The 16,552-nt window shown below is 24.0% G+C and carries 18 protein-coding genes; 1 reads left to right on the plus strand and 17 read right to left on the minus strand.

The features are described from left to right. Nucleotides 1–214: 214 nt before the first annotated feature. From LDP10_RS01390 to rluC, 9 genes are all read right to left on the minus strand, one after another. The gene (locus tag LDP10_RS01390; protein WP_321160488.1) at nucleotides 215–883 is read right to left on the minus strand and encodes a YchF/TatD family DNA exonuclease; all 669 of its coding nucleotides are present in this window, start codon (nucleotides 881–883) and stop codon (nucleotides 215–217) included. Next, nucleotides 841–1,041: a hypothetical protein gene (locus LDP10_RS01395; protein WP_265196957.1), complete on the minus strand. Its 201-nt coding sequence runs from the start codon at nucleotides 1,039–1,041 to the stop codon at nucleotides 841–843. Before LDP10_RS01395 ends, LDP10_RS01390 begins: the two co-directional genes overlap by 43 nt. Continuing rightward, a complete protein-coding gene (locus LDP10_RS01400) occupies nucleotides 1,028–2,035 on the minus strand; it encodes a DNA polymerase III subunit delta' C-terminal domain-containing protein (protein ID WP_265196958.1) in 1,008 nt (335 codons plus the stop codon). The genes LDP10_RS01395 and LDP10_RS01400 overlap by 14 nt, the downstream gene beginning before the upstream one ends. Then, nucleotides 1,995–2,660, minus strand: coding sequence for a dTMP kinase (gene tmk / locus LDP10_RS01405; protein ID WP_265196959.1), 666 nt, complete (start codon nucleotides 2,658–2,660; stop codon nucleotides 1,995–1,997). Before tmk ends, LDP10_RS01400 begins: the two co-directional genes overlap by 41 nt. Nucleotides 2,661–2,939: 279 nt before the next feature. After that, entirely contained in the window at nucleotides 2,940–3,179 is a 240-nt protein-coding gene (gene acpP / locus LDP10_RS01410; protein ID WP_265196961.1) for an acyl carrier protein, read from the minus strand. A gap of 55 nt (nucleotides 3,180–3,234) precedes the next feature. Then, nucleotides 3,235–3,954, minus strand: coding sequence for a 3-oxoacyl-[acyl-carrier-protein] reductase (gene fabG / locus LDP10_RS01415; protein WP_265196983.1), 720 nt, complete (start codon nucleotides 3,952–3,954; stop codon nucleotides 3,235–3,237). A 21-nt stretch (nucleotides 3,955–3,975) separates the two neighbouring features. Next, nucleotides 3,976–4,902: an ACP S-malonyltransferase gene (fabD, locus tag LDP10_RS01420; protein WP_265196962.1), complete on the minus strand. Its 927-nt coding sequence runs from the start codon at nucleotides 4,900–4,902 to the stop codon at nucleotides 3,976–3,978. A gap of 106 nt (nucleotides 4,903–5,008) precedes the next feature. After that, nucleotides 5,009–5,173, minus strand: coding sequence for a 50S ribosomal protein L32 (gene rpmF / locus LDP10_RS01425; RefSeq protein WP_265196963.1), 165 nt, complete (start codon nucleotides 5,171–5,173; stop codon nucleotides 5,009–5,011). A gap of 219 nt (nucleotides 5,174–5,392) precedes the next feature. After that, nucleotides 5,393–6,355 (minus strand): 23S rRNA pseudouridine(955/2504/2580) synthase RluC, encoded by a 963-nt coding sequence (gene rluC / locus LDP10_RS01430; protein WP_265196964.1) that lies wholly within the window; start codon nucleotides 6,353–6,355, stop codon nucleotides 5,393–5,395. A gap of 596 nt (nucleotides 6,356–6,951) precedes the next feature. On the opposite strand from rluC, the gene rne reads away from it, so the two are divergent. Beyond that, nucleotides 6,952–10,014, plus strand: a complete 3,063-nt coding sequence (rne, locus tag LDP10_RS01435) for a ribonuclease E (protein ID WP_265196965.1) — start codon at nucleotides 6,952–6,954, stop codon at nucleotides 10,012–10,014. 183 nt (nucleotides 10,015–10,197) lie between these two features. Here rne and LDP10_RS01440 read toward each other — a convergent pair whose 3' ends face one another. From LDP10_RS01440 to flgC, 8 genes are all read right to left on the minus strand, one after another. Then, nucleotides 10,198–10,506 carry a rod-binding protein gene (locus tag LDP10_RS01440; protein WP_265196966.1) on the minus strand — a complete coding sequence of 103 codons (309 nt, stop codon included), beginning with the start codon at nucleotides 10,504–10,506 and terminating at the stop codon, nucleotides 10,198–10,200. A 16-nt stretch (nucleotides 10,507–10,522) separates the two neighbouring features. Beyond that, nucleotides 10,523–11,608 carry a flagellar basal body P-ring protein FlgI gene (locus tag LDP10_RS01445; RefSeq protein WP_321160489.1) on the minus strand — a complete coding sequence of 362 codons (1,086 nt, stop codon included), beginning with the start codon at nucleotides 11,606–11,608 and terminating at the stop codon, nucleotides 10,523–10,525. Between the two features lie 210 nt (nucleotides 11,609–11,818). Then, a complete protein-coding gene (locus LDP10_RS01450) occupies nucleotides 11,819–12,526 on the minus strand; it encodes a flagellar basal body L-ring protein FlgH (RefSeq protein ID WP_265196968.1) in 708 nt (235 codons plus the stop codon). Nucleotides 12,527–12,592: 66 nt separating this feature from the next. Next, nucleotides 12,593–13,375, minus strand: a complete 783-nt coding sequence (flgG, locus tag LDP10_RS01455) for a flagellar basal-body rod protein FlgG (RefSeq protein ID WP_265196969.1) — start codon at nucleotides 13,373–13,375, stop codon at nucleotides 12,593–12,595. Nucleotides 13,376–13,398: 23 nt separating this feature from the next. Further along, nucleotides 13,399–14,169 carry a flagellar basal body rod protein FlgF gene (locus tag LDP10_RS01460; RefSeq protein ID WP_265196970.1) on the minus strand — a complete coding sequence of 257 codons (771 nt, stop codon included), beginning with the start codon at nucleotides 14,167–14,169 and terminating at the stop codon, nucleotides 13,399–13,401. 20 nt (nucleotides 14,170–14,189) lie between these two features. Continuing rightward, nucleotides 14,190–15,407 carry a flagellar hook protein FlgE gene (locus LDP10_RS01465; protein ID WP_265196971.1) on the minus strand — a complete coding sequence of 406 codons (1,218 nt, stop codon included), beginning with the start codon at nucleotides 15,405–15,407 and terminating at the stop codon, nucleotides 14,190–14,192. Between the two features lie 35 nt (nucleotides 15,408–15,442). After that, a complete protein-coding gene (locus tag LDP10_RS01470; protein WP_265196972.1) occupies nucleotides 15,443–16,126 on the minus strand; it encodes a flagellar hook assembly protein FlgD in 684 nt (227 codons plus the stop codon). Between the two features lie 13 nt (nucleotides 16,127–16,139). Further along, complete coding sequence (gene flgC, locus LDP10_RS01475) at nucleotides 16,140–16,550, minus strand: flagellar basal body rod protein FlgC (RefSeq protein ID WP_265196984.1); 411 nt, start codon at nucleotides 16,548–16,550, stop codon at nucleotides 16,140–16,142. Between the last annotated feature and the right edge of the window lie 2 nt (nucleotides 16,551–16,552).

Genomic DNA, 16,552 nt, shown 5'->3' on the forward strand with positions numbered 1-16,552 from the left:
TATAGAAACTCCTGAATATTATGAAATAATTGATGTGTATTCATACGTGTATATTTTATTTTAAATAACATTAGTATTTATTTTTTAAAATAATTTTTCCTAATATTTCTATTCTTGTATTTATAATATACTTAAGATTTTAACATGAAATATATGTCGTAATATTACAATAGATAGTTTATTTATATTTTTATTATTTAAAAAAATTGAATTTTTATTTTTTATCCTTTAACTGGAAAAGTTCATAAAAATTTTTTTGTGTAATTTCTGTAAAATATTCCATGTTGATTTTTCTTAATTTTACAATGCAATCAGCTATATATTTTAAATAGGAAGGTTGATTTTCTTTTCCACGTTTTGGTACAGGAGTTAGATAAGGAGCATCGGTTTCTATTAGTAGACGATCTAAAGGTATGTATTTCGCTGTTCTACGTATTTCATCTGCATTTTTAAAAGTAATGATGCCTGAAAAAGAGATATAGAATCCCATATCTAATATTTTTTTAGCAGAAGATACGTTTCCAGTGAAAGAATGTATAATGCCTTTACATTTTTTTGATTCTATTTCATTTAAAATAGATAAAGTATCATCGATAGATTCTCTGGTATGCACTACAACTGGTTTATTTAATTCAATACTAATTTTAATATGTTTACGAAACACGTATTTTTGTTCTTTTTTATTTTTTTTTTGATAATAATAATCTAGACCGGTTTCTCCTAATGCAATAACATTTTTTTCTTGTGCTAGTTTTTTTAAAATCTTTAAATCTATTTTATTACACTTAGATAAGTATAAAGGATGAATTCCACATGAGTATAAAATATTTTTGTAATTTCCTATTTTTTTTTTATGTCTAGAAAATTTTTGATAGAAGTGGATATCGTTAAAATTAGACCTATATTATTTTTAGTAGATTTTTTTAATATATCTTCTATGCCGTGATGTGTTTTTTTTTCTTTTAGAAGATCTATATGACAATGTGAATCTATCAAAAATAATTTTTTTTCCGCTGAAATTGATTCATTAAATTTTTTCATTATAAAATATTTTTTTTTCCCAATTTAATAGTTGTTCTGCTAATAATAATTCGTAATTAATTCCCATAATATGTGTTAGCCTGTGTCGACATATTATCCAAGACTGAATACTATGATCTAAAAATGTAATAGTACAATTTAAAGATAAATATGTTATAAATTTTTTTTTATCTAAATTTTGCACGTATGGAAACAAATTATATTTCCATTTAACAACATCAAATAATAAGTAACAAAGCCAATCTATATAAATATTTACATATATTTTTTTTTTAGTAAAAAAAAATAATAAATTAAATAATTGTTTTTTATAAATTGCATTTTCTAAATTAAAAAAAAATAATTTTCTTTCTAACCATAAATTTCCTTGAATTATTTTTTTTGCTAAAAGAGGAGCACCTTCTGTAATGCGTAAAGCCGTTAAAGATAGTAATTCATTTTTACAATAGTGATTTTTTTTTAACCAAATTGTGCTTTTTTTTTCTGAAGGTGGAAATAAAGTATATGAAAAACAGCGACTGCGTAAAGTTGAAGATACATTAAGTGCATTATAATTTACAATAAAAAACCAAGTATTTATAGGCGGTTCTTCTAAAATTTTTAGCAAAGCACAAATTCCGGAATTAGAAATATATGAAATATTTGGTATCCATATTATTTTTTCTCCATTTTGTTGTGAGGTTTGAAATGTTTTATCAATGATTTTTCTAATTATATCAATACCTAATATATTAGTATTATTTTTTATTTTTAGCTGATACCAATCAGGGTGATTATTGGACATCATTAAATAACAACTATGACATTTACCACAACTTTTTATTTCTTGTCGATTTTTACATAATAACCAACGAGTAATAGCCCACAAAAAATTTAGCACACCTACACCTCGACATGTGTTAATCAAGATGGAATGATGTGCTTTTCCTATTTGATGTTGTTGTATAATTTCTTTATAAGGTTTTATTAACCAAGGATACCAATTTATAAGCATTTTTTTTTAACCAATTTTTCAATTTTTTTTGTAATATTTTTCTTACAATTTCTATATTTTGATTAGTATTAATAGTAATAATGTTGGGATTGGATTTTATTAGTTCTAAGTATTTTTCTCTGGTACGTATAAAAAAAATTAATTTATTATTTTCTATGCGATCAGGATTACCTCTAGCATGAACACGTTGTAGACCTATTTTAGGATCAACATCTAAATAAAAAGTTAAATGCGGTTGAAATTTTCCTAATAATATTTTGTGTAATTTAAAAATTTTTTTGGTATCTATATTACCACCACCTCCTTGGTAAGCAAAAGAAGACAAATCATGACGATCACTAATAACCCAAGTTCCTTTTTTTAATGCAGGTTTTATTATATTTTCAACCAATTGAATTCTAGCTGCATACATTAATAATAATTCACTGGTATTAATTAATTTTTCTTTATGATTTTTTTTTATTAAACAGCGTATTTTTTCGGAAATAGGAGTACTACCTGGTTGACGTACACAAATGATATTTTTTATATTGTTTTTTTTTAATATTTTTGATATAAGTAAACAAGAATTAGTTTTTCCAGATCCTTCTATACCTTCAACTACGATAAATTTACCATTATTCATTTGATTAAATCACTTAAATGCATTTTACTTAAATCGAATTCAACGAAACTAAAATCAATATTTCTGTATCGATTAATTTTAAAATACGCAGTACTTTTAAATTTTAATTTAAAAAATTAATTCAAATAAAATAAATTAATTTGATTTTATTTTACTAATAATATAAGAGTTTTATATATAAAAAATATATAAAAATAAATCAATTTGAATAATTATTTAATTTTAATTAAATATCAGTAATATTTTTATAAAAATATCGACATTTAATTTAGAATGTTTTTATTTTTTTAAAGTATTTTTAATATAATCAATTGTATTCTTTACTGTACTAAATTTTTCAGCATCTTTATCTGATATTTCAATGTTAAATTCTTCTTCTAATTTCATAATTAATTCTATTGAATCAAGTGAATCGGCTCCGAGATCTTTTAAAAATGAGTGATGACTAAGAATATCTGTTTCTTTTATACTTAATTGTTCAGAAATAATTTTTTTGATACGAGTATCTATGGTGTTCATAATTTTTAGTTCCATTTTTTATATAAAAAAAAAGTTTATACATGTATGTAAATAATTAACACATATACATACCACCATTGATATGTAATGTTTGACCTGTTATATAAGATGCTTTATTAGATACTAAAAAAAGCACTGCTTCAGATATATCATTAACTTCTCCAAAACGTTTCATAGGTATTCTTTCTATATATTTTTTATATTTTTTATAGTTAAGAGCATCTGTCATATCTGTTTTAATTAGTCCTGGAGCAATGATATTTACTGTTATTCCATAAGATGCCAGCTCTAATGCTAGAGATTTATGAAATCCAATTAGTCCAGATTTAGTTGCTGCGTAATTTGTTTGTCCGTAATTTCCAATATGTCCAACGATAGAGCCAATAGTAATAATACGACCTTGGCGATTTTTTATCATTGAAGGTACAATTAATTTTGATAGATGAAATATTCCTGTTAAGTTAACATTTAATACGTCAATCCAATTTTTTGTAGTCATATTAATTAATAATTTATCACATTTTATACCGGCATTATTGACTAATATATCAATATTATTAAAATTTTTATAAATTTTATTTATTTTTTCTTTTATGTTGATAGAATCATGTAAATTTAATATGAGACCTTGTCCTTCATAATTTTTTAAATAATTATTAATTTTTTGAACACCTAATGGGGTTGTGGCAGTACCAATTACAAGAATTCCTTTTTTTGCTAGTTTTTTTGCAATATCTAAGCCAATTCCACGAGATGCTCCTGTTACTATTGCAATTTTTTTTTTATTATCATATTTTTATTTTGTTAATTTTAGAGCTTTTAAAAAATTTGTTTTGTTGTGTAATGATATTGCTTCTAAAAAAAAATTTCTTTTATTTATGTTTGTTAAAGTAGAATTAGGACCTGCTTCTAAAATTAATGAAACGCCTTTTTTAACCATATACTCTATGCTTTCATGCCATCTTACTGGTTTTGTTAATTGTTTTAACAAAGCAATACAAATTTTTTTTTTAGAAGATTCACATTTTACATCGATATTGTTAATAATAGGACATGTTGGTTTATTAAATTTAATATTATTTAAAATATGCATCAGTTTTTTTTTAGCGGGTTGCATTAATTGACAATGAGAAGCAATGTTAACAGATAGTGGTAATATATATTTAGCACCATATTTTTTACAAGCAATGCTAGCTTTTTCTACTGCTTCTTTATGGCCTGATATAACTATGTGATTTAATGAATTAAAATTTGATGGTTCTACTATTTCATTTTTACCATGAATTTTACAAATATCAATTATTTTTTCTTTATTTAAACCAATAATTGCTGACATAGCAACTGGTATGTTATTTACTGATCTTTGCATTAATTTACCACGAAATTCAACTAATTTTATTGCATCATGTAATGTAATCACGTTAGAGCATACTAAAGCTGAATATTCTCCTAAACTATTGCCTGCCATAATAAATGGTATAGGTCCTTTTTTATATCGCCACAAACGATAAATAGCAACAGATATACTTAAAATTGCTGGTTGTAAAAATTCACTTTGATTTAATTTTTTTTTAGGATCATTTTTAATTAATTCAAATAAATCATAACCGAGGGCACAGGATGATTCTTCAAATGTTTTTTTGATAATAGGATGTTGACATAATGACGAAGTTAAGATTCCTTTTATTTTTATACCTTGCCCAGGGAAAATTATGGAAAACATACGCATTTCCACTACCTTAAATTTAATTTTTAAATATAGTTAACTTTTTTATGTTATTATAAGAAAACTATATTTATTATTTTTATAATTAATAATTTCTTATTTTTTAAAAAATTTTATTTCCTTTGTAATATCCTTTTTTTGTAATGTGATGTCTAATATGAATTTCTCCAGATAAACGATCAATTGATAAATTTGGTGTTTTTAATTTATCATGAGATCTACGCATACCTCTTTTTGCACGAGTAGGTTTATTTTTTTGTACTGCCATATAATGTTGTTCCTTTTTTATGTCAATGCATAACGACATTAAAAAAATAAAAATTTGATTTTTTTATCATAAACTAAATTGGAATAAAAAGTAATATTTTATATTAAAAATAATGCATGTATTTATATATTATGTTTAATTTATATACTCAATAAATGTTACGATATAATTAATTAATTTTAATTAAACATTATTTAAAATATTTTTTTGTTTTATTTTTCATAACAGTAAATTTAAATATTTTTTAAATTGTTTTTCTAACGGTGCTAATATAGTTATGTTATGTTTGTAATATGGATGTATGAAACTAACTTTATGAGAATGCAACAGTAATCTATTTTTTAAATTTTTGTTCTTTAATTTAAGATCTAAATTCTTTTTCCCATAACGTGAATCGAAAACTATAGGATATCCCGTATGGGCTGTATGTACTCGTATCTGGTGAGTTCTTCCTGTAATCGGAGTAGCTAATAAAAGAGTGTGATTGATATATTGTTGTTTAATAAAAAATTGAGTTTCTGATTTTTTCCCTTTTTCGCTAATTTTAACAACATTTTTTTGATTGAACAATTTTGTTTTTAATAAGGGGACGGTAACACTTTTTTTATTTTTAGGCCATTGTCCGTGTACTAAAGTAATATATATTTTTTTTATTTTTTTTTCTCTTAATTGTTGGTGCAAATTGCGTAATGTTGAACGTTTTTTAGCTAATATTAGAATTCCAGACGTATCACGATCTAAGCGATGAACTAATTCAAGAAAATAATTTTCGGGTTTCAATTTTCGAAGAATTTCTATTATTCCAAAATTTATTCCACTTCCACCATGTACTGCTATTCCAGATGGTTTGTTAATAATTAACAAATATTTATCTTCATATAAAATGTTTTTAAATATATTTTCTATTTGTTTTTTATGTAGAATAATATTTGTAATCGTATTTTTTTTTATTATTTTTTCAGTTATATCAATTGAAGGTATTGTAATTTGATCTCCTATTGCTAATTTATATTTTGGTTTTATTTTTTTTTTATTTATTTTAACCTTTCCAGTTCTGATAATTCTATAAATCATACTTTTAGGTATAGTTTTTAACTTTTTTATTAAAAAATTATCAATACGTTGTTTTTCTATTGCTTCTGTAACAGATACAGTTTGTATGTTTAATATTTTTTTTTTCATATATTTATTTTATGTTTTATTAAATTATTTTTAAAAAATATTTTGTTGTGTATAACATATAATTTATGACCCATGGTATTTTTACAGGACAGTTTTGTTAAATCAATGAAAATATTTTTTAGTATTTGTTTTATATATAAAACGTTTAATCTTTTTATTTTCCGTAAGAGTTAATGAATTAATAGATAATCGAATAATAATTTTTATATTTTAAAAATATTTAAAACATATGTGATAAAATACAAGTAAATATATAATTAATTGATATATTTTATGTCAATTATATATATTTACTTGTATTTTATATGAAAATTAGCATTCATATATTAAGAAAAAATATAACATGATAAGTTTTTGCAACTTATAAATAGAATCTATGATCACGATATGCAAATAAATATTTTATATAATAAAATTATTATGTAAATTAAAATATGTAATTATTGAAAGTAATAAAAATTTAAAATTAATTAATTCTTTAAACATATTATTTATATATAACCATTTATGATATTAATCATAAATTTATTTTTTGTTATTTAATTTCTATATTTTCTACCATTTTAACACTTATCGAAAATACGAGAGATGTTCTAATGAAAAGAATGTTAATTAATGCAACCCAACAAGAAGAATTAAGAGTGGCACTTGTAGATGGACAACGTTTGTATGATTTAGATATAGAAACATCTGGATATGAACAAAAAAAATCTAATATTTATAAAGGGAAAATATCTCGTATAGAACCTAGTTTAGAAGCTGCTTTTGTTGATTACGGTTCTGAAAAACATGGATTTCTTCCTTTAAAAGAAATTTCCAAAGACTATTTTTTAAAGTATGATACATGTTTCACTAAACCTAATATAAAAGACATTGTAAAAGAAGGACAAGAGATTATTGTACAAATTGATAAAGAAGAAAGAGGAAGTAAAGGTGCTGCATTAACTACGTTTATTAGTTTAGCTGGTAGTTATTTGGTTTTATTACCTAATAATCCTCGAGCTGGAGGTATTTCTAGAAGAATAGTAGGTAATGAGCGATCTGAATTAAAGTTGACATTATCTTTGCTAAATTTACCTGAAAATATGGGTTTAATTATCAGAACAGCTGGTTTAGGTAAATCTTTATCAGCACTTAAATGGGATTTAAATTTCAGATTACAACATTGGAAAACAATTCAAGAATCTGCAAAAAAAAATTCAGCTCCTTTTTTAATTCATCAAGAAAGTAATGTCATTGTACGTGCTTTTCGAGATTATCTTAGACCAGATATTGGAGAAATTCTTATAGATAATCCTAAAATATTAGAATTAGCACACCAACATATTACTTCATTAGGTCGTCCTGATTTTAGTAATAAAATTAAATTATATACAGGAGAAATTCCATTATTTAGCCATTATCAAATAGAATCGCAAATTAATTCAGCATTTCAAAGAGAAGTTAGATTACCTTCTGGAGGTTCTATTATGATAGATTCAACAGAAGCTTTAACAGCTATTGATGTTAACTCAGCACGTTCTACTAAAGGTCTTGATATTGAAGAAACAGCATTAAATACTAATATTGAAGCTGTTGATGAAATTTCTCGTCAATTGAGATTACGTGATGTAGGAGGTTTAATAGTTGTTGATTTTATAGATATGACACCTGTTTGTAATCAACGTAAAATTGAAAATCAATTACGCGAATCTGTGAGACAAGATCGTGCTAAAATTCAAATTGGAAATATTTCTAAATTTGGTTTATTAGAAATGTCTCGACAACGAATTAGTCCTTCTTTAGGTGAATCGAATTATCATATTTGCCCTAGATGTAGTGGAACAGGTACTATAAGAGATAACGAATCTTTATCTTTGTCTATTTTAAGAGTAATAGAAGAAGAAGCTTTGAAAGAAAACACTCATGAAGTACATGCTATTGTGCCTGTAGAAGTGGCATGTTATTTATTAAATGAAAAAAGAGAAGCTGTTAATGCAATTGAAAAGCGTCAAAGCGGTGGAAAAACAATTATTATTCCGCATGACGAGATAAAAACACCTCATTATTCTGTTTTACGTATCAGAAAAGGCGAAGAAATAGAAACTACCAGTTATCGACTTCCAAAATTTCATAAAAATGGTATTATTCGGACTGTTGAAGAAGTTGTAGATAAGAAAAAAAATAAAAACTCTATTTTCTCTACATTATCTATTTATAACACTTTTTTATTAAAAAAAACAATAGATAATAAAAAAAAGATTGAATCTCATACATTTGTAAAAAATAAATCAATTTCTCCATCTTTATCTAGATTAAATTTATTAGAAAAAATAATTTTTTGGTTAAAATCACCTTTTTTTAGTTTTAATTTAAATTTGTTAAAAAAAAGAAATAAAAAAATTGATTTAATAAGTAAGAAAGATAAAGATTTGAACAACGTTAATCAAATTCAAGATGAATGTCACATATATGGTAAAGAAGCAAATGACGAAACTGAAAGTATTAAATCAAGTCAATGTAATACCAGTTTTCCTTATGAACCTAAATATGTTTCTAAAAATGATCATTTGGTTAATGTAGAAAAAACTAAATATTACGAATATTTTGATAAAAAAATGTTGAGAAATAAATTTAAATTAGATAAGTCAAATGTAACGTTAAAAAGAAAACGTCACGGTATAAAAGTAAAAGATAATCAGAAACTATTTAAAATAATATCAAATTTTTCAGAAAAAAAAGTTCTTTTATCAAAAAATATGTTAAAAAATTTTTTTAAAAAAATAAGTCTGAATAATATTTATTTAAATATGCAGTATTTACATACAACGTATCATATTAATGATTTTTTGTATGAAAAGATTATTAAATTGTATTTTTCTGAAATAAGAAACAAAATTTCTTTAAAACAAGGATATGTAATGTTAAATACTTTTAATACTATACCATATAAAATACCTTATAAAAAAATAGATAAAAAAAATGATATTTTTTTCGAGAAATCTAAATGTTCAAAATTAAGAATGTTTTCTGATAATTATACTGTTTTTAAAAATAAATCGAATTATTTTAAAAGTCCTATGTTTATTATATCAGGTGTATATTCATTAGAAATAGCTTTAGGAAAAGTATGGATTAGTTGTAAAAAAGATATATTTGTTAAAAAAATAAATGATAAAAATAAAATATGTAAAAAGTCTTTATTCAATATATTTCCTGTAAATAAAAATAACGATATATCAAGAAATCATATGATATCTATTTATCAGAATAAAATAAAATCAATTTTTTATAAAAATTATGGTAGAAAAGATAACAAAATAATAAAAAAAAAGTTCAAGAAAGAAAATACAAATATTACATTATATTCGAAAAAACCATTATTAAATATGTTATCTTATGGAAAAACAGAAAATAAAATTCAATTAAAGTTTAAAGATAATAAAAAAAGTTTATGTGTTTCTAATTTAATTTCTAAAAATTTTAATAAATTAGAAAAAAATAAAAATAAAAAATGTATATCTAGTGCTCCAATTACAAAGATTCCAGTATCCATTCAAAATAGAAAAAAAAATCTAGTTAATAATTTAACATCATATAAAAATCAGTCTGACATAACACATGCTGCAGGTGGACATGCTGCGAGTAGTGTTGCAAGCGCTCCCATTACACGTGTTTAATTTTTTATTTATTAAATTATTGTTAATATTTTTTTGTTGCATCCCATCTTTCTTTATTAATTTTTTAAAATACTATGGGATGCTTTATACATATAAATATATTTTATAAAAAATAGTAAAATAATATTTTTTTTAATACATATTTAATATGTTGATAAAAATTTATTAATGATAATTAACATATTATTTATTTTTTTTTGAAATTTGTTCTATTAGCATTTTTGCTAAACCAAAACCTTTTTTACTTATTTGTTGTGATATAACTTGATCATATATGTCTGCATACATACTTTCAGTTTCATTATTTAATAAATCATTTTTTATTTCGCTGTTCCTGATACTTTTTAAAATAATATTTAAAAATAATCCTTCAACTTGTTTAGCTATATTTAACGTGTTTTCTTCAACATTTTTTTTCGATTTTATAATAGATATATTTGTATTTTCTATCTTTTGTATAGGATTAATGAAAAAATTAAATTTATTTTCCATTTTATTTGTTCCGTTTTTATATGATTTCTAATTGAGCGTGAAGACATCCCGCATTTTTCATAGCTTGTAATATTGACATTAGTTCCACAGGTGTAGTTCCTAAAAGATTTAAGGCATGAACAATATTATGAAGATTAACACTATTAATATCAGATTGTATATTAGTGGTCACGGATTTTATTTTGTTATTTTTTTTTGATGTAGATCTTATTTGTGTATTTATGACAAATACATGAGATTTATTGGTTTTATTTTTTTTATTAATGATTACCGATATATTTTCATTGGTTATAGCACATATATCTAATCTTACTTCCTTATTAATAACAATAGATCCGGTACGAGCATTAAAAATTACTTTTGCATCTTTTTCTGGTAGATCAATATTGATATTTTGAATATTGGAAATCATACGTATTTTCGTACTATTATTATCTGGTGTATTTAGTTGTATAGTTCTAGCATCTAATACTATAGATGAATTCGGGTAGTGCCTATTAATCGCATCGCTAATGTATTGAGCTATGGTAAAATCTTCTTGATTCAGTTGTAAATTAAATGTTTTATTTTGACCAAATTGTGTTTTTATTTCTTTTTCAATAATTGCTCCATTGCTAATTCTTCCACCGTTTAATTGATTAATGTAATTTTGACGATGATATGTAAAAGATTGATTAGTATGGCTACCTATTAAGACATTTCCTTGAGCAATAGCGTAAATTTTGTTATCTATTCCTTTTAATGGAGTCATTAGTAATGTGCCGCCTTTTAAACTTTTAGCATCACCTATAGAAGATACTACAACATCTATTTTTTGTCCTTGATGACTGAAATTAGGCAATTCAGCTGTAACTACCACAGCTGCTATATTTTTAATTTGGACCCGTTTGTTTGATTGAATATCAATTCCGAATTGAGATAACATGTTATTTAAAGTTTGTAATGTTAAAGGAACATGTATAATTTGATCTCCTGTTCCATCTAATCCAACTACTAAACCATAACCAATTAATTGGTTTTCGTGTGTTCCTTGAATACTCGTAAGATCTCTAATTCTATCAGCATATATTGTGGAACTCATTCCTAAAAAAAATAAAAGAATAAATCTTAAAAGTAGTGAATATAACATAAATATACTCTTATACATATAATACGATTATAAAAGATAATAATTATAAAAAAAAATTTTAAAATCAATAATTTTTAGAGACTTACTAAAAAATAATATTTAATATTGTTTAAAGTAAGCTCTAAAATTATTGAGTATATGTTAATCTGATATGATTATTTTAATCAAAACATTAACTATTTTTTACATCGGTGAAATTTTAAATAAAAACCGTTGTAACCAACCTATTTTATTTGATGTTCCTGCATAATTATTACTAAAATATTCTATATTTGCATTAGCAACTTGAGTAGATACAATTGTGTTATTTTTTGAAATTATACGAGGATTGACAATTCCAGAAAAACGAATACATTCTTGCCCTTGATTAATTGATATTTTTTTTTCTCCAAAAATATTAAAATTACCGTTAGGTAATATTTCATTAATAGTAACTGTGATCACTCCTAAAAAAGAATTTTGAGCTGATGAACTCCCTTTTCCAGAAAAATTATTTTTTGCTAACGTATCTAATCCTGATTTATTACCACGATTAGATGTAAAACTATCTGCAAGACTTGGTATTCCTATGGCAATACTACTGCTTCCATTTCGACTAATGTTAGAATACATTTTATTACTGGTAATTAAATTTTCTTGTAATATAACAGTAATTGTATCCCCTATATTTCGAGGTTTATAATCTTCAAATAAAGGATGATATGTATTATTTGTGGGTGCAGTTTCTTTCAGTAATGAATTATTTTCTGTAATTGATTTTTGACTAGATAATTGATTATTCATCATTTTTTTTTCTTTTTTATGAGTAAAATACGATGAACTACAACCATTTAATGTTAATAATAATGAAATTACCAGAAAAAATTTAAATTTTAAAAATGAATTTAACACTAAAAATACCTTACAATGATTGTAAATTAGTTTACAGAATAACTTTCTATTAAAAACTTATACATATTATAGTTGAGATAATTTTTGCAACATTTGATCAGAAGCATTGATTGCTTTGCTGTTAATTTCATAAGCTCTTTGTGTTTGAATCATATTTACTAGTTCTTCTGCTACGTTAACATTAGATGTTTCTACATAACCTTGGTACAATAAACCTGTACCGTTAAAACCTGGTACAGTATCAATAGGAGCACCCGAAGATGGAGTTTCTTGATATAAATTTTCTCCAATACTTTCTAGTCCAGAACTATTTATAAAATTAACTATATTTAATTGTCCAATTTGAGCGGGTTGAGCTTGATTTTGTACTTTAGCAGCTACAATACCATCCCGACCAACAGTTAAATCAATGGTATTTGTTGGTAAATTTATATTAGGTAAGATAGGAAATCCACTATTAGTTATCAATTGACCATTTTGGTTAATTTGAAAAGAACCGTCTCTAGTATAAGCTAAATTACCATCTGGTAGTTGAACTTGAAAAAAACCTTGACCATTGATTGCAATATCTTTTGATGAATCGGTTTTAGAAAGGTTACCTTGACTATGGACACGTTCTGTGGATACCGGCCTGACTCCTGTTCCTAGTTGTAAACCTGAAGGTAAAATTGTATCTCCTGATGAGTCAGAACCTGGTTGTCGTATATTTTGATAAATCAGATCTTCAAATATAGCTCTTGACTTTTTAAATCCATTTGTACTGACATTAGCTAAATTATTAGAAATAACGTTCATGTTAGTTTGTTGAGAATCTAGTCCAGTTTTTGCTATCCATAAAGAAGGAATCATAATTTATTACATCCTTATTTTAGTTAATTATTAATATTTAGTAATTGATTTGCACGTTGTATGTTTTCATCAGCAGTAGAGATTATTTTCATTTCTATAGAAAAATGTCTTTCATTTGAAATCATATTAATTAAATTTTCATTTAGATTCACATTGCTGTCTTCTAACATTCCTTTGTTTAATTGGACATTTTTATTGTCAGGTATGTGATTTCCCCATTTTTTTAATCCTTTTTCATTTAGATAAAACACACCTCCATTCCCTCTTTCTAAATATTTTGGATTAGGATTAACCAATTTTAATTTTCCAATGATATTTTGTTTTGTTTTTTCTTTTTTAAAATCGATATAATTAATTGTACCAGATGAGGATATGGAAATTTTTTTATTTTTTTTTAATGAAATAATTCCTAATTTACCTATAACTAGATGATTATTAATCATTAATTGTCCATTGGTATTAATTTTAAAATGTCCATTTCTAGTATATCCTTCTTTATTTTTAGCATTTTCATCTTTTATTACAAACCATCCGTTGCCTTTAATGCATAGATCTAAATCTCTTTTTGTAAAATTTATAGGTCCAGAGGAAAAATTAGAATATGGGTAATTATTTTCTGATAGAATTTGTTTATCTTTAAATGATTCTGAATTATTGGTTAAAGACGATGTTTGGAAAGTTAATTGTTCTTTGAAACCAAGAGTAGATGCATTGGCTAAATTATTAGCTATTATTGCTTGTTTGTCTAAAATTTTATTAGCAGTTAACATACTAGTATAGATAGTTGGATCCATATCGTTATCCTGTTATTTATTTATAATAAATTCATTAAGATATTAAACATTTTCTCTTCTACTTTAATGACTTGAGCGTTTGATTGATAATTTCTTTGGGCTATTATCATATTTATAAATTCTTTGTTTAAATCTACATTAGATTTTTCTAATCCACCGCATATCACCTTTCCAAATCCGAGACTGTTTGGTGTACCTGTTGTTTCTATACCTGACATTTCATTTTTAGAGAAAATTCCGTTACCTTCTGATTTTAAATTTTCAGCATTAGTGAAATTAGATAATACGATTTTACTTAACGGAATTTTTTTTTGATTAGAGTAAATACCATAAATAATCCCATTATTTTCTATAACGTAATTTTGAATGGTTCCTTTTTTATATCCATTATGAGAAAAATAATTTTTTTTGTCTGTTGATTTATTTTGCAATATTGTTTCTAAGTTTATTAAAATTTTTTCTTCTTTTCCATTTTCATTTGAGTTAATGTCCATTTTAAATGTTTTATCGGAAATGATATTTCCATTATCGTCAAATTCTATTTTAAATGGTATTATTTTTTTATTTTTATTTTTTTCAAACGGGTGTATATCCCATATTTTATTCGCAGTTTTTACAAAATAAAAGTTTATAAATCTTTTTTTTCCAAAAGAATCTATAATTCTTGTTTTTAACTTGTGGTTATAGGTAGTAGATATTTGTGTATTAAATTCTTTTTTTATCTTTATGTTATCATGAGGATTTAATCTAAAAAAAAGTTTTAAGATAGTGGTAGGTTTACTATTTATTTTAGTGTAATTAGATAAATCAATAGGAATTAAGTTAGAATAATTATTACCAAATTTTAGGTAATAATTATCTATTGAATGTCCTGTAAGACTCATACCAGCTGAATTGACAATATGGTTTTTTTTATCGATATGAAAATGACCATTTCTAGTATAATAAATTGAATCGTTTTCTGCCAATAAACGAAAAAAACCATTTTTATTTATGTTTAAATCTAAATTTCTGTTAGTAAAAAAAATTTCTCCAGTATCAATATTAGATTTTTTTTTTAAAATATTAACACCCATGCCTTCTGTTTTATTAGTTTGATTTTTTCTGCTGGTTAAATCAGCAAATACAATACTTTTAGATTTAAATCCAATAGTAGAAGCATTAGAAATATTGTCACTTATGATATCCATGGCAGTATTAGCTGCATTTAGTCCGCTAATAGCTTGTAAGAGTCCCATTTTATTTTCCTTAATTCGGTGTTTTGTATTATTGGTTAAAAAATTTTACGAATATTGTCCATTTCTATTATTCCTAATTTTCCTAAATCAATCATTTGTTTTTTATTTTTAAGATTAATAATACCGTGTACTATTCCATAGCTCAATGGTTCGCAGGATACATTTTCATTTTTATTTCTAGCATAGATAGCAAGATGATACGTTTCGTTGTTTACTTTTATGCCGTTACTTTTAATTCCATTCCAGGTAAAATCATGTACACCAGATTTCAGATTTCTTAATTTTTTAAAAAATAAAATTTTCCCTTCTCTGCCACTAATTACTATTTCTGCAGAAGAGATGTCTTTGGGAAAATATACACCAAAAATAGCATCTTCTTTATTATCATATTTAATTGTAGAATGAGGAAATAAAATACCATGTCCGATTAACTTTGAAGCTCTAAATAATTTTTGATTATTAATATCTTCGGTAATATTAGATAATTTATGATTAATTTTCTCAATACCGTTATTTATGTTTATTTGAGCTAATTGGGATGTTAAATCATTGTTTTTTAAAGGATTAGTTGGATCTTGATTTTTTATTTGTGCTAAGAATATATTTAAAAAATCATTTTTTAGGTTAATACGATTCTTTTCCATTGATAAATTTTCGTCGGTATCGATATTAACCATAGGAATTTTTGGTTTTTCATAAAATTTTATTGGAGCATTCATTTTTTTTCCTATTTTATTGACCAATATTAAGTGTTTTCATAATCATAGATTTTACTGTATTTATAATTTCTACATTAGCTTGATAATTACGAGCAGTAGATATACTATTAACCATTTCTGTAATGATATTCACATTAGATGTACGTATATACCCTTTTTTGTCAGCCATTGGATTATTAGGACTGTATATTAATTTACAAGGACTAGGATCTTCTATAATTTTATCGATTTCAACTTCTCCAATATTATCTTCAAAACGATTTTTTTCTTTTAGAATAACTTGTTTAGCAATATATGGATAAAATTTACCATTTTTATTAATTATGCTATCTATATTAGCTAGATTTTTAGCATGAACATTCATTTTTATTGCTTGTGCAGTCATCGCAGAACCCGCGATATTAAATATATTTAGTAATGACATCA

The sequence above is a fragment of the Buchnera aphidicola (Pemphigus obesinymphae) genome, assembly GCF_026122815.1.
In the GTDB taxonomy this organism is placed as follows: Bacteria; Pseudomonadota; Gammaproteobacteria; order Enterobacterales; family Enterobacteriaceae; genus Buchnera_C; species Buchnera_C aphidicola_BJ.

Excerpts from the sequence above, each read along its gene's own strand:
- flgC (WP_265196984.1), bottom strand. The coding sequence starts at position 16,550 with ATGTCATTACTAAATATATTTAATATCGCGGGTTCTGCGATGACTGCA.
- LDP10_RS01440 (WP_265196966.1), bottom strand. The coding sequence starts at position 10,506 with ATGGAAAATAAATTTAATTTTTTCATTAATCCTATACAAAAGATAGAA.
- LDP10_RS01460 (WP_265196970.1), bottom strand. The coding sequence starts at position 14,169 with ATGGATCCAACTATCTATACTAGTATGTTAACTGCTAATAAAATTTTA.
- LDP10_RS01400 (WP_265196958.1), bottom strand. The coding sequence starts at position 2,035 with ATGCTTATAAATTGGTATCCTTGGTTAATAAAACCTTATAAAGAAATT.
- flgG (WP_265196969.1), bottom strand. The coding sequence starts at position 13,375 with ATGATTCCTTCTTTATGGATAGCAAAAACTGGACTAGATTCTCAACAA.
- LDP10_RS01470 (WP_265196972.1), bottom strand. The coding sequence starts at position 16,126 with ATGAATGCTCCAATAAAATTTTATGAAAAACCAAAAATTCCTATGGTT.
- acpP (WP_265196961.1), bottom strand. The coding sequence starts at position 3,179 with ATGAACACCATAGATACTCGTATCAAAAAAATTATTTCTGAACAATTA.
- fabD (WP_265196962.1), bottom strand. The coding sequence starts at position 4,902 with ATGTTTTCCATAATTTTCCCTGGGCAAGGTATAAAAATAAAAGGAATC.
- rpmF (WP_265196963.1), bottom strand. The coding sequence starts at position 5,173 with ATGGCAGTACAAAAAAATAAACCTACTCGTGCAAAAAGAGGTATGCGT.
- tmk (WP_265196959.1), bottom strand. The coding sequence starts at position 2,660 with ATGAATAATGGTAAATTTATCGTAGTTGAAGGTATAGAAGGATCTGGA.
- rne (WP_265196965.1), top strand. The coding sequence starts at position 6,952 with ATGAAAAGAATGTTAATTAATGCAACCCAACAAGAAGAATTAAGAGTG.
- LDP10_RS01465 (WP_265196971.1), bottom strand. The coding sequence starts at position 15,407 with ATGGGACTCTTACAAGCTATTAGCGGACTAAATGCAGCTAATACTGCC.
- rluC (WP_265196964.1), bottom strand. The coding sequence starts at position 6,355 with ATGAAAAAAAAAATATTAAACATACAAACTGTATCTGTTACAGAAGCA.
- LDP10_RS01395 (WP_265196957.1), bottom strand. The coding sequence starts at position 1,041 with ATGAAAAAATTTAATGAATCAATTTCAGCGGAAAAAAAATTATTTTTG.